The sequence below is a fragment of the Methylobacterium sp. J-030 genome (assembly GCF_022829545.1).
Lineage (GTDB): Bacteria > Pseudomonadota > Alphaproteobacteria > Rhizobiales > Beijerinckiaceae > Methylobacterium.
This window is the reverse complement of the sequence record NZ_JAKSYM010000368.1, coordinates 1-14,727: the sequence shown is the minus strand read 5'-3', so window position 1 is coordinate 14,727 and position 14,727 is coordinate 1. Positions and strand designations below refer to the sequence as shown.

The 14,727-nt window shown below is 66.7% G+C and carries 15 protein-coding genes; 4 read left to right on the top strand and 11 right to left on the bottom strand.

Annotation, left to right across the window (positions count from 1 at the left end):
• The first annotated feature begins 133 nt into the window (after positions 1-133).
• Positions 134-2,095 (top strand): response regulator, encoded by a 1,962-nt coding sequence (locus tag MKK75_RS28850; RefSeq protein ID WP_244045919.1) that lies wholly within the window; start codon positions 134-136, stop codon positions 2,093-2,095.
• Positions 2,096-2,305: 210 nt separating this feature from the next.
• Here MKK75_RS28850 and MKK75_RS28845 read toward each other — a convergent pair whose 3' ends face one another.
• From MKK75_RS28845 to MKK75_RS35910, 3 genes are all read right to left on the bottom strand, one after another.
• Positions 2,306-3,199 (bottom strand): hypothetical protein, encoded by an 894-nt coding sequence (locus tag MKK75_RS28845; RefSeq protein ID WP_244045918.1) that lies wholly within the window; start codon positions 3,197-3,199, stop codon positions 2,306-2,308.
• 11 nt (positions 3,200-3,210) lie between these two features.
• Positions 3,211-4,197: an SPFH domain-containing protein gene (locus MKK75_RS28840; protein WP_244045917.1), complete on the bottom strand. Its 987-nt coding sequence runs from the start codon at positions 4,195-4,197 to the stop codon at positions 3,211-3,213.
• Positions 4,198-4,440: 243 nt separating this feature from the next.
• Positions 4,441-4,584 (bottom strand): hypothetical protein, encoded by a 144-nt coding sequence (locus MKK75_RS35910; protein ID WP_279594214.1) that lies wholly within the window; start codon positions 4,582-4,584, stop codon positions 4,441-4,443.
• Positions 4,585-5,086: 502 nt separating this feature from the next.
• Between MKK75_RS35910 and MKK75_RS28830 the strand changes: the two genes are divergently transcribed.
• Positions 5,087-5,233 carry a hypothetical protein gene (locus MKK75_RS28830; protein WP_244045916.1) on the top strand — a complete coding sequence of 49 codons (147 nt, stop codon included), beginning with the start codon at positions 5,087-5,089 and terminating at the stop codon, positions 5,231-5,233.
• Positions 5,234-5,337: 104 nt separating this feature from the next.
• Here MKK75_RS28830 and MKK75_RS28825 read toward each other — a convergent pair whose 3' ends face one another.
• From MKK75_RS28825 to MKK75_RS28790, 8 genes are all read right to left on the bottom strand, one after another.
• Entirely contained in the window at positions 5,338-5,502 is a 165-nt protein-coding gene (locus MKK75_RS28825) for a hypothetical protein (RefSeq protein WP_244045915.1), read from the bottom strand.
• Positions 5,503-5,605: 103 nt separating this feature from the next.
• On the bottom strand, positions 5,606-6,616 hold the full coding sequence (locus MKK75_RS28820) for an alcohol dehydrogenase catalytic domain-containing protein (RefSeq protein ID WP_244045914.1): 1,011 nt from the start codon (positions 6,614-6,616) through the stop codon (positions 5,606-5,608).
• Between the two features lie 25 nt (positions 6,617-6,641).
• Positions 6,642-7,409 carry an SDR family NAD(P)-dependent oxidoreductase gene (locus MKK75_RS28815; protein ID WP_244045913.1) on the bottom strand — a complete coding sequence of 256 codons (768 nt, stop codon included), beginning with the start codon at positions 7,407-7,409 and terminating at the stop codon, positions 6,642-6,644.
• A complete protein-coding gene (gene hisD, locus MKK75_RS28810) occupies positions 7,406-8,719 on the bottom strand; it encodes a histidinol dehydrogenase (protein WP_244045912.1) in 1,314 nt (437 codons plus the stop codon). Before hisD ends, MKK75_RS28815 begins: the two co-directional genes overlap by 4 nt.
• Positions 8,720-8,849: 130 nt before the next feature.
• Entirely contained in the window at positions 8,850-9,956 is a 1,107-nt protein-coding gene (locus tag MKK75_RS28805) for an ABC transporter substrate-binding protein (RefSeq protein WP_244045911.1), read from the bottom strand.
• Positions 9,957-9,988: 32 nt separating this feature from the next.
• The gene (locus tag MKK75_RS28800) at positions 9,989-10,774 is read right to left on the bottom strand and encodes an ABC transporter ATP-binding protein (protein ID WP_244045910.1); all 786 of its coding nucleotides are present in this window, start codon (positions 10,772-10,774) and stop codon (positions 9,989-9,991) included.
• A 9-nt stretch (positions 10,775-10,783) separates the two neighbouring features.
• Positions 10,784-11,575 (bottom strand): ABC transporter permease, encoded by a 792-nt coding sequence (locus MKK75_RS28795; protein WP_244045909.1) that lies wholly within the window; start codon positions 11,573-11,575, stop codon positions 10,784-10,786.
• Positions 11,572-12,354, bottom strand: a complete 783-nt coding sequence (locus MKK75_RS28790) for an ABC transporter permease (RefSeq protein ID WP_244045908.1) — start codon at positions 12,352-12,354, stop codon at positions 11,572-11,574. The genes MKK75_RS28795 and MKK75_RS28790 overlap by 4 nt, the downstream gene beginning before the upstream one ends.
• Before the next feature lie 234 nt (positions 12,355-12,588).
• Here MKK75_RS28790 and MKK75_RS28785 point away from each other — a divergent pair, with 234 nt between their 5' ends.
• Positions 12,589-13,644 (top strand): substrate-binding domain-containing protein, encoded by a 1,056-nt coding sequence (locus MKK75_RS28785; protein ID WP_244045907.1) that lies wholly within the window; start codon positions 12,589-12,591, stop codon positions 13,642-13,644.
• Between the two features lie 478 nt (positions 13,645-14,122).
• On the top strand, positions 14,123-14,584 hold the full coding sequence (locus MKK75_RS28780) for a hypothetical protein (protein ID WP_244045906.1): 462 nt from the start codon (positions 14,123-14,125) through the stop codon (positions 14,582-14,584).
• Positions 14,585-14,727 lie beyond the last annotated feature (143 nt).

The window sequence follows — 14,727 nt, the reverse complement described above, 5'->3', positions numbered from 1 at the left end:
AAACGCGGTCGGCTCGCCCGCCTGAGCGTGATTACCGCACCGGACAACCCGCGAAGAAGTTTGTTCCGTTCAGGGCTGGCAGTGGCGGCACCGCTCGCTTTCCATAGCTCGTAGGTCGTGACACTCACTACCCATGAGCAGCTTGCACAAATTGATCGGGACGGTCGCCCGCCGACGTCATTCGCCGGTAACCGACTACGGTGTCACGCTGCTGTTGATCGGCGCCATGACGTTCGTTCGGTTCTTGGCTCCAGCCCATGTCGCTCCGTTCCTGCTGTACATTCCTGTCCTCATGATCGTCACTCTGGCTTTCGGCTGGGGGGCCGGGACGCTGGCGGTCTCGTTGTCCACCTTGATCGCCGCGTGGTTCTATGCGCGCAACGGGATACTCGGCGGCGTCGACGTCGCGCTGCTGGGTCAGTACGTGACGGTCGGTGCGACCATGGTGTGGATCTGCCACGCGTTGCGCCGCTCCGTCGTGCAGAATGAAGCTACGTTGGAGCGGCTCAACGCAGCGAACCACGTCCTCGTAGACAGGGAGGCGGCGCTGACCAGCGCCAACGCTGCGGCGGAGGCTGCTAAGGAAGCGGCCGAGCAGGCTAACACGGCAAAGAGCGATTTTCTGGCTAATATGAGCCATGAACTCCGCACACCGCTTTCCGCCATCATCGGCTACAGCGAGATGATGGGTGAGGAGATCGCAGACGGCTGCGATGCGTCGGACCTTGTGGCCGACATTGGCAAGGTCGAGCGCAACGCCCGTCACCTGCTCGGGCTCATCAACGACGTGCTGGACCTCTCGAAGGTCGAGAGCGGCAAGATGGAGGTCTACGCCGAGGATTTCGCGGTGGATGACATGCTGCGCGACGTCGCGAGTTCGGTCGCTACGCTGATCGGCAAGAAGGGTAATAAGCTGGAATTGCAGCTGGCACCCGAGCTGGGCCGGATGCATTCCGATCTGACCAAGACGCGGCAGGTGCTCTTCAATTTCCTGAGCAATGCAGCCAAGTTTACGGAAAGCGGGATTATCACACTTGCCGCCTCGCGCACGAGGGACGTCTCAGGTATCGACCGGCTTTCGTTCGCCGTCTCTGATGCCGGGATAGGCATGACAGCTGAGCAGGTGTCACGCCTGTTCCGGCGTTTCGAGCAGGCTGATGCTTCCACGACGCGCAACTTCGGCGGGACTGGGCTTGGTCTTTCGCTCACGCGTTCCTTCGCCGACATGCTCGCGGGGGTGGTCACAGTGTCCAGCGTCCTGGGCCAGGGCAGCACCTTTACGTTCACTGTACCAGCGACTTTCGTTCCCCTAACCGACGAGCAAGCATCGCCTGATCCAGACGTCATCGCAGACGACGAGGTGGGAGGCGATGTCATCTTGGTCATCGACGACGATACGGACCAACTTGCCCTCACCACGAGATTCCTTCATCGCGAGGGCTTCCAGGTACAGACAGCGGCGAACGGCAGGAGCGGGCTCGAACTCGCCCGGAGGCTGCGGCCGCGGGCCATCCTGCTGGACGTGATGATGCCGGGTGTGGACGGATGGTCCGTGCTAAGCCAGATCAAGGCGGACGAAAAGCTTGCGTCTATCCCGGTCGTGATGGTGACGTCCGTCGACCAGCGCAATCTTGCAGCGTCGCTTGGCGCCTCGGACTACATGCTAAAGCCGGTCGACTGGTCACGGTTCGGCAAGATCGTGAACCAGTTCAGACTGGCGGAGACGGACCGGCGCGGCACCGTGCTGCTGGTCGAAGACGAGGCCGTGACCCGCATGGCGATGCGGTCCACCCTAGAGGAGGACGGCTGGTCGGTCGTGGAAGCCGCGAACGGTGAAGAAGGCCTGCAGCACGTGGCAGATACCAGGCCGGACGTCGTGATCGTCGACCTTAACATGCCTATCATGGATGGCTTCGGTTTCCTGGAGGGCGTTCGAGCCGTACCCGGCTGTTCGGATATCCCAGTGATTGTACTTACGGGTCGCGAATTCTCGGCGGACGACCGGAGGAAGCTTCGCGGCGCCAGCCAGATCCTCAATCGCGGCGACTTCGCATCGGCGACTTTGGCCGAAAGGCTGAAGGTACTTTCAGCTTGAGAAAGGCGAGGTCGGCGTAGCAGCATTAGCGTCGTGCCCACTTCGATGTCCGCTTTGGCGGCAGTTCTTGTTCGAAGCAGACTGGCGGCTTTCGGTCAGATCCAGCACCTGGAGTATGTTGAAGGCCCGAAGCCAAGATCACTCAGCGAGCGTGCTGTCCTCCTGGAAATTGCGTGTATGCTGCGGCGAGCATCAAATAATCGTGCCGCCTTATATTAGGACGAGATTTAATGACTGGGATGCTGGCGTTATCATGACGCATCTTCCCCAGTCGAAGGCGACGAAGTCCTGCTCGATCCCGTCCGAGAAGACCACACCGCCCTCGTTCATCCGCGACACCACGGTGAGGGGCGATCCGGTGAACTTGCCTCCGCGCAGGTCCGTGCCGGTGGCGACGCTCGGGAACGGCTCGCGCACCCAGTAGCCGAAAGCCGCCTCTTCGATACCGACCTCCACCGAGAGATGCGTCGCCTCGCTGATCGAGCGCGCCCAACCGGTCAAGCCGGTGCCAGACGCTACGATCAGCCCGCTCGAGGACTGGTCCTCTGCCTGCACCCCGTCGTCGATCCGGTAGCGCGCGGATTGGTGGCTACGGTGGCCGACAAAGATTTCGTTCAAGGCAAGCAGCCGCTCGCCGCCCTCGAATGTCGCCTGCACCATGGTGCGCCGCTGCAGAGGCACGGCGCCGGCGACGCTGGCGGGCAAGAGAGCGCGCAAGGACTCCACCCGGGCTCGGGCCAGCACACCATCGTAGAGGTCGGGCGCCGGGTTGATGCCAATCACCGGCTGCCCAGCGAGGTACTTGGCGACGTTGGCCACAAGCCCGTCCTGCCCCACCGCTACGATGATGTCCTCCGGCGCGAAGAGGGAGCGGTCGAGGTCAGGGCGCCGCACCAGGGCCTGCCGCCAGTCCAAGGGCACGCAGGCCCGGGCCTCGGCGAGGACAGCCAGGAACTGGGCGTGGCGCGCTTCGACCTCGGCGAGCGCCTGACCGCGGCTCTCCAGGAAGAACCGGACCTGGCCGCGGGTCGCATGCCGGGCGATGAGCAACTCGTAGTCCGTATCCCGGATCACGAAGACAACCCGGGGTGTGACGAGCGGCATGGCGAGCCTCCTCAGCGGGGTGCGATGCGCGCCGGGATGGCGCCTCGGACCTCGCCGACGAGTGCCGCCAGCAGGTCGGGCGTGATGTTGACGTGCTCGATCGTCTCTAGCTTGCCGGCGAGTTCCCGGGCGGCCAACCCGAGCAGGACCGCAGGTGGCATATCCCGGTAGACCGCGGCGCGGTGCTGTTCCGCCTCGACCCTGGCTCCCTCGACGAGCCGGATACGCTCGGCCTCCGCCGCCGCTTCCAGGCCTCGAGCTTCCGCAACACCGGCGGCCCGGTCGCGGGCATTTTCGGCCTCCTGGGTAATCAGCACCGTCTCGCGGCGGGCCAGCTCGGTCTTCGTCGCGAGTTCGTTCTCGGCGATGGCGCGTTCCTTCTCCACCGCGAGGGCGCGCCGCGCGAAGGTCGCCTCGTCGGCCTTCTGCTGCAGCGCTTCGAAGGTCGGCGTCTGCAAGGCGCGCTCCAGCTCGCTGGTCGGCGCAAGATTGGTGAGCCGCACCGATACGGCGGCGATGCCGATCTCGGCTAGCGCCGGGGCCGTGTCGAGGGCCCGTTCCAGCACGGCGCGCAAAGGCTCCAGCCCGGCGTCGAGGAGGCCCCCGATCGGGCTCGTCCCGAGATAGTTCAGCGCGGCCTGACTGGCGATGCCGCCGAGGCGCCCCTCGATCCGCTCGATCGGCTGGCCTTGCAGGCGCCCGGAGCGGAGGTCGATGGAGAAGTCGACGCGGCTCGCCAGCAGTTCTGGATCAACAACGTGCCAGCCGATCGTCCCCTGGACGACAACGGCCTGGAAATCCCGACTGCGGCCGCGGACGAACAGCGTCATCTCGCGGTCGTCCACCGGCACCTCGCTGATGCTGGCGGTCTCCGGCCGGAACCAGAACACCAGCCCGCGTCCGCTCTGCCGCATACGGCCATGGCGGAAGCGGATGACGTGGCTGCTCGCCTCGCTTCGCAGTTGGGCGATCACGCCGACATTGCGAACCGTGGCCATGATGATCTCCTCAGAACTGACCCGACCTGTCGAGGTCGACAACCCGGCGATGTCCGCGTAGCCGCCCGCATCGCCGGAAGGATGAGACCCGGCACGCGAGCTAGCCGCTCGTCTGCCGGGATCCCGATCCGGTCATTCGCCAACATATACTCATAGCGAGCATAATGGAAGGCAGGAGTGAACATCGGCCGTCGTGTGCTGCGGGCCTGCCACGACCCACCGCCCACCTGGTCGACGGCACGTTCACTGGGTGACGCTCACCCGCACACGATGCCAACAGTTGCAGAGGTAACCCTTGAGGTTCCAGGTGTCGTCTGGCACCGCCGGCTGGGTCTGACCTGCCACATCCCAGGCGCACACAGTAAGCTCGTGTTCACCGAGCGGCAGATCGAGATTCGCGACCTAGAACGTAGAGGCGAAGGGAGCGCTGTCCTTGTGCTCGAGTAGGATGCACGCAAATGGCCGAAAGGCGGTTCGGTAATGTAGGGCCGATCGCCGTGGACGATCATGTGAGCCTCTTGCTCGGCCAAGCTCGACATAGCGGCTTCCGTCCGGATGGGGATGTGGGAGCGAACGTGCCAGCAGTGGCAAGGCTCGATCAACGATGCGGGAGCCGTCGGGGCCGTCTGCTGTGCCCGTAGCGCTTCTCTGAAGCGGACCTACCGCTTTCGGCCAGACTACGTCACGCCGCATCGCCATCGCGCGCAAAACCGGCCGTTCGGCTTTGCGCCCATTGCGGCTGCTCAAACTAAAACACTTAGCATCCCGGAAGCGGACGTTGATAGGTGGAGTCACAGCCTCGCTTCGGGCCGAAACATCGCAAACGCCGCAGGAAGACGTCTCGCATTCGGCAGCCGGCACAGCCGACCCCGAGAAGGCGATCCCGGCCGTGAGACGCGCACTCGGCACCCAGGCGGTGCGCACGGCCGTGCCCAAGCAGGATGGCGAGCACCAGGGCCGCCACGTAGGGATGGCCGGTCAGGTGCTCCTCACCGGCCTGGAGACCCTACGCCACCCCGGTGATGCCAAGGCATAGGAGCAGGCCCGGCAGCAGGGATTCGATCGCCCCGACGCGGGTGGCCGCTCGCCCCCGCCCGAACGGTGCGGCCCCGGACCGGACCGGCTCGGCGGTTCGGGCGATCAGCGCGCGGCCTCCCGTCCCGTGTCCGGGCTGATATAGGCGGCGACGGCCTTGGCCTGCTCGTCCGCGATCGGCGCCCGGTAGACCTTGATCATCTTGGCGACCGCGGCGTCCCGGAACACCTGGCCCTTCGTCGCCGGCAGCATGGCGACGTAGTCAGCCAATTCGGCGGCGGGCTATAATCGCACGGGGATCGCGTTCGCCGATAGACCCTGCAGTGGTGGCGCCGACTTCGGATACGACACTCCGTTCGTGCGACGCATATGGTCAAGCCTGAGCGTCCGGACGAAGGATGAGCTTCGGCGCAGCGACGCGGCTTGCATCCATGTCGGCGAAGGCAACCGCGCCCGCGACCAGAGGGCGTTCCTCGACCCAATCGAGGGGACCCAGCCGGCCATCCGCGAGGGCCTCAACCACGTCGCGGAACTCCTGCATCGTGTAGCAGTAGCTGCCCGAGACCACGATTTCCTGCAGCGTGATCTTGCGAACGTCCAGCCCCCGCTCGCCGGGTAGAAGCCCGATGTGCACGATGACCGCCCCCGGCCGGGCAAGCTGGCTCGCCTTCGTCCGTGTCGCGTCGCTGCCGACGGCATCGAGTATCAGGTCGGCGCTGTCGGGACCCGGACCCTCGGCATCGTCGGGCGCTCGGCAGCGGGCCGTCGGGAGGCCGCGCGCGGCTTCGGTGCGCCGCTCGGGATTCGGCTCTATGATGACGACCTCGCCCGCACCCTGCATGGCCAGGACCAGTCCCGACCCAAAGCCGATCGCGCCGCCGCCCAGCACCACGCAACGCGCTCCCGCAAGAGGGCGGCCAAGAAGTCGCGCGCCCTGGTTGACGGCGTGGTAGGCGACGGCGAGCGGCTCGGCGAGGGCTGCGTGCGTGGTCGACAGCGCGTCCGGGATCGGTACGAGGCTCTTCTCGGGAACGCACACGTAATCCGCGAAGGCCCCCGGACGCGGGGGCATCGAGAGGATCTGCCGGCTCGGGCACAGGTGCGTGCGCCCGGATTCGCACGCCACACAGTGTCCGCAGGTGACCAGGGGATTCACCGCCACGCGCTTGCCGGCTAGCGGACCTTCCACGACCCGTCCGGCGGCCTCGTGGCCGAGGATCAGCGGGGCGGGGCGCCGGGCATCGTGACCGTGATAGGCATGCATGTCCGAACCGCAGATGCCGACCGCCTCGACCTGCACCAGAACCTCGCCGGGCCCCGGCACGGGAACCGGCACGTCGTCGACAATGAGCCCGTTCGGCCCGGTGTAGATCAGCGCTTTCATCGCGGGGCCTCGAACAGGCGGACGTTCATTTGGCGGTGAATCCGCCGTCGACCGGCAGCGTCTGCCCGGTGACGTAGGCGGAGGCCTCGGAGGCGAGGAACACCGCCGCGCCGTAGAGGTCGGTGAGTTCGCCATTGCGGCCGCAGGCGGTCTGGGCGGCATTGCGGGCCGCGCGCTCGGAATCAGCGAACACCGCCTGCGTCAGCGGCGTCGGGAAGAAGCCCGGTGCGATCGCGTTGCAGGTCACGCCGCGTGCCGACCACGCTTCCGCGACGGCGCGGGTGAGCTGCACCACCGCCCCCTTGGCAGCCCCGTAGGGCGCGGAGTCCGGAAAGGCCCGGTAGGATTGCAGGGAGGCGACGTTGATGATCCGCCCGTATCCGCGCGCCGCCATCCCCGGCGCGAGGGCCTGGGTCAGCAGGAAGGGCGCACGCACGTGCAGAGCCATGTGCCGGTCGAAGGCCTCCGCCGTCACGGCCGCGAAGGACTGGCGCAGGTTCATCCCCGCGGCGTTCACGAGGATGTCAACCGGCCGGCCGCTGAGCCGCGCGACGAGGTCGGCGATCGCGGCGGGCTCCGCGAGATCGGCGGGGACAATCTCGGTGGCGATCGCCTCCGCCCGCAGGTCCTCGGCCGCCGCCGCGAGGTCGGCCTCGCGGCGGGCGGTCAGGATCAGCCCAACCCCGGCGAGGCCCAGCGCCCGGGCCAGCGCCAGTCCAAGCCCGGAATTGCCGCCCGTCACCAGAGCCGTCCGCCCGGTGAGGTCGAAGAGCTGTGTCAGACGGAAGGTCATGCGGTCACCGCCTCGCCGAGATCGAGGCCGTGGCCGGGGAAATACTTCGCGAGCCGGTGGTCGGCCGTGCGGGCATGGGCCTCCATGCCCTCCAGGCGCGAGATCCGGGCCGTGGCCTGGGCGATGGTCTTGCAGGCCTCCCGGTCCATGCGCTGCCACGTCAGCGGCCGCAGGAACTTGTGCACGGACAGACCGGCGGAATACCGGGCGGCGTACTTGGTCGGGAGGATGTGGTTCGGGCCGGAGGTCTTGTCGCCGAAGGCGACCGTGGTCTCCTCGCCGAGGAACAGCGAACCGTAATTGCTGAGCTGCGCGAGCCACCAGTCGAGGTCGGCGGCGTGAACCTCCAGATGCTCGCTCGCGTAGCGGTCGGACACGGCGACGATCTCCTCCCGGCTCCCGCACACCACCACCTCGCCGTAGTCGCGCCACGCGGCGGCGGCGGCGTCCCGCGCCGTGGGCGGCAAGGCGTCGATCAGCGCCGGCATCCGCGCGATGACGTCGTCCGCGAGGGCACGCGAGGTGGTGAACAGCCAAGCCGGGCTCTCGTGCCCGTGTTCGGCCTGGCCGACGAGGTCCGAGGCCACGAGCGCCGGGTCGGCGGTCTCGTCGGCTATGATTCCCACCTCGGAGGGACCCGCGAAGACGTCGATGCCGACGCGGCCGAACAGCATTCGCTTGGCCTCGGCCACGTACTTATTGCCCGGCCCGACGATGATGTCGGCGGGCTTGCCGGTGAACAGCCCGAAGGCCATCGCGGCGATCGCCTGGACGCCGCCCAGCGTCATAATCACGTCGGCGCCGGCCACCTGCATCGCGTAGAGCACGTAGGGATGGATGCCCTCGCCGCGGAAGGGCGTCGAGCAGGCCACGACCGTCGGGACACCCGCCGCCTTGGCGGTGGCGACCGACATATAGGCCGAGGCGATGTGGGCGTAGCGTCCGGTCGGCACGTAGCACCCCGCGACGTTGCAGGGGACGAGCTTCTGGCCGGTGACGAGGCCCGGCACCAGCTCCACCGAGAAGTCCTGGACGCTGTCGCGCTGGGCCTCGGCGAAGCGCCGGACCTGTCCCGCCGCGAAGGCGATGTCCTCTTTGACGCGCTCGGGGATGTCCTTCGTGCGCCGGGCGATCTCCTCGGGGGTCACGACGATCTCGCCGGTCCAGCGGTCGAGGGAGCGGGCATAGTCCCGGACCGCCTCCTCGCCCCGCGCCTCGATGGCGGCGAGCATCTCCGTCACGACCTGCCGCGCCGTGTCGGTCTCAGTCTCAGGCGTCTTGGTCGCTCGCTTCGCGTAGTCGATCGTCATGATCCTTGCCTCTTTGCGGATGTCTTGAACGGATTCGGACGGCGGCCTTCGGGAGGCCGGAGCAGGGGTCCGCCTCGATGCAGCCGGACCCCTCCGGTGCCAGTGCTACGCGCCCGGCGACCGCGCGCGCTCAGTGCGGGGCTGCGGCCCCGTCGAACTCCGTGGCGAAGGCCCGGAGCTTCGGATCGGCCGCGACGCGCTTCATGAAAGCGTCGTCGATGTATCCCTTGGCATCGGGGACCTGCGGGATGGTGCCAACCTCGGCCATGAACGTGCCGATCCGCGAGAACCAGCCGTCGACCTGTGAAGGTCCGTCCGCGCGCGCCATCGCCTTGAGCTGCGCGTCGAGGGCGTAGGTCGGGCGCAGCGCGAATTCCTGGTCGATGGCGTGGTCGGACGCCTCGACGCCGCCCTCGGCGTAGAAGCGCTTGGCCATGTCGTGCGCTTCCTTGGGATTTGCCTTGGCCCAGCCCCACCCCCGGAGATAGACCGCGAGGAACTTGGCGACCGCGTCCGGATGCGCCTTTGCGAAGTCGGCGCGGGTGATCAGGGCGCCGGGCACCATGGCGTCGGCGTCGGCCCCGCTGCACAGGACCTGCGCGCTGGCCTTCTCCTCCAGCGTGTAGGTGTTCGGAGCCCAGACGCCGACCACCTCGCCCGCGTCGGCGATCATCGCCGAGATGATCTGCGCCTGTCCGAGGTTGACGAAGCGCATCTCGCGCGGGCCGAGGCCCCACTTCCGGAGGCAGGCGCGGGCGGCGTAATCGGCGGTGGAGTTGGTGGTGACGAGGAGCTTCTGTCCGGCGAGCTGCTTGGGATCCTTGAGGATCGCATCGTGCCGTGCGGCGCGTACCATCAGCGCGTTGGTCTTCGATTCGTCGTTGGTGAGGCCGATCGTCAGCAGGCCAAAGCGCGCCGCGCCGAGGATCGCCGGCACGGAACCGGTCCCGCCGACATCCCAGGATCCCGCCTGCGCGGCGGCGACCTGGGGGGCGCCGGCCGGGAAGACGGCGAAGGTCGGCTCGAGGCCGACCTCGTTCCACCAACCCTTCTGCGAGGCGATGTAGAAGGGCAGCGCCCAGTAGAGCGACGGCTGATAGGACACGCCGATCCGCTCGGGCTCCGCAGCCTTCACCCGCAGGGGCGGCGCGACCACCGGCGCCAGCGCGAGGGCGCCGGCCAGGAGCCATGCCCGCCGCCGGCCGCGCCGGCACCCGTTCCCTCGAATCTCGGCCATGTCGCCTCTCCCTCGGATCGCGGACCGTCCGATCATCGGCCGGCCGCCTTCTCGTCACGCAGCGATTTCCAGATGTGCGTCCGCAGATGGACGAACGATTCGAGGTCCATCACGTCCTCGATGCGGGTGTGCTCCTCCCAGCGTTCCACTTCGCGGACCGTCTTGACGTCGATCATCTCCTTGATGCGTCCCGGGCGCTTGGTCATGACCGCGACCCGGTCGGCGAGGTAGACGGCCTCCTCGACGCCGTGGGTGATGAACAGGACGGTGCGCGGGTTCTTGCGCGTGATGCGGACGAGTTCCTCCTGCATCACCACGCGGGTCTGGGCGTCGAGGGCGCCGAAGGGCTCGTCCATGAGGAGCACCTCGGGCTCGAGGACGTAGGCGCGGGCGATGGCGACGCGCTGCTGCATGCCGCCGGAGAGCTGGTGCGGGTAGGCGTCGGCGTGGCTCGAGAGCCCGATCATGTCGATCGCTGCGGCGACGCGCTCCTGGCGCTCGGCGGCGGGCATGCCCTTGTTGCGCAGCCCGAACGCGATGTTCTGCGTGACAGTCTTCCACGGGAACAGCGCGAACTGCTGGAACACCACGGCGCGGTCGGGTCCCGGCTCGGTGATCGGCTGCCCGCCGACGGTGATCCGACCGCCGGTCGGGGCTTCGAACCCGGCCACAAGGCGCAGACAGGTCGTCTTGCCGCAACCCGAGGCGCCGACGATGGCCACGAACTCGCGGTCGGCCACCGTGAGGTCGACGCCGTCGAGCGCCTTGACGTTGCTCCCGAAGCTTTTCTCGACCCGCTCGAAACGGATTGCGCTCATCGGATCCCCTCAAGCCTGTCCGTGATGCCGGCGGAGGCGGGTCTCGAGCACGCGCAGGGCGACGTCGATGACCACGCCGACGAGGCCGATCGCGACCATTCCGACCATCACGGTCGCGGTCGAGACGGCGCCCTGGGCCTGCACCATCATGTAGCCGACCCCCGTCGAGGCCACGATCAGCTCGGCGCCGACCAGGGATTGCCATCCCAGGCCCGCGCTGATGCGCAGGCCGGCGACGATCGAGGGCAGCGCGGCCGGCAGAAGCACCTCGGCGATCATCCGGTAGCCCGGCGTTCCGAGCATCTCGGCGGCTTCCAGCAGGCGGGCGTCGAGGTAGCGGGCGCCGCGATAGGCGTTGATCAGGCAGGGTGGAAAGGCGCCCGCAAAGATGATCAGGATCGGGCCGCCGATCCCGGTGCCGAACCAGAGGGCGGCGAAGGGGACCCAGGCGATCGGCGCGATGAAGCGCAGCCCGTCGAAGATCGGCGTGACGATGTCGTCGAGGAGGCGCGACCACCCCATCATCAGGCCGAGCGGCACGCCGACCGCGGCGGCGAGCAGGTAGCCGATCAGGAATCGCTGCAGGCTGGAAGCGACGTGGGCGGGGAGCGTGCCCCCCGCGAACGGCCGCTCGGTCAGGGTCGCGAAGCGCTCCGCCACGGCGACCGGCCCCGGCAGGAACAGCGGCGGGACGAGGCCGGACCGGGACAGGAACGCCCAGAAGCCGAGAAAGGCCAGGGTGCCGATGGCGCCGAGGGCCAGGCTGCGGTGCAGCGGGAGCGGCTGGTGGGAGGCGATCATGCCGCCCCCCGCAGCTGCGCCCAGCCAATCGCCCGGCGCTCGGCCATCCCCAGCAACGCGGTGCTGCCGGCCCCGAGCACGCCGACAGCGGCCATGCCGACGAGGATCATGCCCGGGTAGAGATCCTGCTGTGCGACGTTCAGGACATAGCCGAGCCCCGCGAGCGAGCCGACGAGCTCGGCCGCGACCAGGGTGGTCCAGCTCGCCTGGAGCGCCAGCCGCAGCCCCGTGAAGATCATCGGCGCCGCCGCAGGCGCCAGCACGTCCGTGACGAAGCGCAGTCGCGGGGTGCCGAGCATCTGCGCCGCCTCGATGATCTGCGGTGGCACACCCCGCACGCCGGCCTGGGTGCTGATCACCGCCGGAGGCAGCGCCGCGATGACGATGACCATCACCTTGGCCCCGTCGCCCAGGCCGAGCCACAGGATTGCGAGCGGGATCCAGGCGAGCGGCGGGATCGGTCGCAGCAGCAGGAAGACCGGGTTGATGAGAGCCTCGGCCGTGCGGTTCCAGCCCATCAGCAGGCCGAGCGGGACGCCCAGCGTCACGGAGACGACGAAGCCCAGGGCAACGAGCCGGAGCGAGTGCAGGACGTGGACGAGGAGCGTCGTGTCGGGATAGCCGCGAACGAAGGCCTGGACCGCCGCCGTCTCTACGTCACCGGGCGCCGGAAACCGCCCTGCGGAGATCAGGCCGAGGCCGGTGGTCGCGACGTACCAGAGGACGGCGATGACGACGAGCGTCGTCATGCCGACGCACATGCGGCGGCTGAACTTCACGGCATTTCCTCGCGCTGCGGAGGTCGTCTTGTCGCGACCTCCGCATGAGCATTCAATGAATGCGCTTTCATTTTGCGCTTCACCGTAGCCTTGTCAACCGTCAGGCTGCACTTGTGCCTGACCATCTCGGCGCAACGCTGTCCAATTCAGCCGGTGTTCCGCCGCGGCGGTTGCGTTTTTATGAATGTGCATTCATCACTCCGATAGTCGAGATCCGGCCCAGAGTGACTTGCCGTGAAACGTCAGCAGCGCGCGACATTGCAGGCGGTTGCCCAGCGGGCGGGCGTGTCGCCGGCGACCGCCTCGCGTGCGATGGCCGGCGCCGCGATCGTCCACCCGGACACGATCCGGCGGGTGCGCGCGGCGGCCGAATCCCTTGGCTACCTGCCCGGCGGCCCAGCTCAGGCTCTGGCATCCGGGCGGACGCACACGATCGGCGCCATCATCCCGACGCTCGATCACTCGATTTTCGCCCGCGCGGTTCAGGCGGTGCAGACGACCTTGGCCCGTAACGGCTATCAGCTCCTGATCGCGGCGCACGAATACGCGGCCGCGGAGGAGGCTGCCCTCGTCCGGTCCATGCTCGGTCGCGGGGTCGACGCCCTGATCTTGGTCGGCGCGGACCACCTGCCCGAAACCTGGGCTCTCGTGACCGAGGCCCCGATTCCGGTGGTGCTGACGTGGTCCTTCGATGACCGGCTCGACTCAATCGGCTTCGATAACGCGCAGGCGGGCTATCTAGCGGCCCGGCACCTGCTGTCCAAAGGTCACCGCCGCTTCGGCATGGTCTCCGGTTTCACCCAGGCCAACGACCGTGCGCGCCTTCGCATCGACGGCGTGCGGCGGGCTCTCGCGGCGGAGGGGCTGGAACTATCGAACGCCCGGGTATCGCAGCAGCCCTTCACTCTCGCCGGTGGCCGGGCCGGCCTCCTGCAACTCTTAGGGCTGGCTGAGCCGCCGACGGCCGTGGTGTGCGGCAATGACCTCCTTGCCGTCGGCGTGATTCTCGAGGCCGAACAGCGCGGCTTGGACGTTCCCCGCGATCTGTCGGTCGTCGGGATCGACAATCTTGAGATCGCAAGCCACATCGCGCCGTCCCTGACGACGATCCATCTTCCGACTGCGGAGCTTGGACGGGAGGTCGCCGAGCATCTTCTAGCCCGCCTACGCGGGGAAGTGCGGGCGCGTCGGACCGAGATGCCGATCGAATTGATCGAGCGTCGTTCGTCTGGACCGCTACCGTTGCCCACCGGTCAGCCAGTCGCGGAGCATCAGCACGGCGTCAAGTGATCTGCCCGAATGGACCAAGCAGCCGTCGTCGAATGTTGTCGGGTGCGCCGCCGTGATGACGCGGCAGATGAAAAAATGTTGGGTAACTCGAGCTTCACCTCAATGCCAACGAAGACCTGATGATTGTAATCTCATCGAAAATAAGGAATCCGATCGGAGATGAGCAGCTCATCAAGCGGTAGAGATCGGCCATCGGCTGTGCCCGAGCATATCCGAACGAGCTGGCTCAGGCAGAGTTGGGAAGCGAGGGTCTTGTCAGCTTTCCCGGTTTCTTTCTCCGAAGCGGACGAACGGCTTACGGCCAACTTCCGACCTCGTTGGCTTGCAGCACTGAACGGCTGGGTTGGGTGGATTTCTGCCTGTCCGTTTTTCGGGCAATAATGAACGGAAGTGGACATCGAATTTGTACCCACTTTAGAAAGGGGCAATTCGCTAAAAAAAGGGAAATTACTCATTTGATAATTGGAGCCTTCCTGGAATGAGAGCGCCAAAAATTCTGGCTCTGCTTGTGTTGGGGGCGACTACTGCTTTGTGGTTTGTCGCAATCACAGTACCACAGCACTCCTTCCCCTATTTGATCTCTGACCTCAGCGATATTCGCGGCTCATGGACGCGGACGGAAGATCGCGAAACAATAAATTTTCATCCTAGCGCTCTAGTCGACCAGCCTGGAAATGTATCGTATTCAAGTTTTATCTATCGCGGCCCAAGCCCAGAGAATGCCGAAAAGGTAGGCGATCAATTCCGCTTCAAGTTCAACAAAGGCTTTCGGTTCGAGATTGGCCCAAATTTTACTACGGATACTCTGCACATGGAAACGGTGTGGGAGACGTGCTTGGTCCGAATTTGGCAGCAGAGCGCTAAACAGCTTTATATCGAAGTCGATCCCGAAAACAGCGATCCTTGCCGCTGGTTCGTAGGTACGTTTACCAAACCTTAGGCGGAGATAGAATGCACGCCCTTTTTGAGAGCATTTTGCCATTTGAGGCTAGAGGCTGACTTCAGCTTCCCACCCCGAGCCGAAGTTCCTGGAGGGCTAGCGGATGACCGCTTTTTGCGAGCGCCAACAGGAGTTCGCAAGGC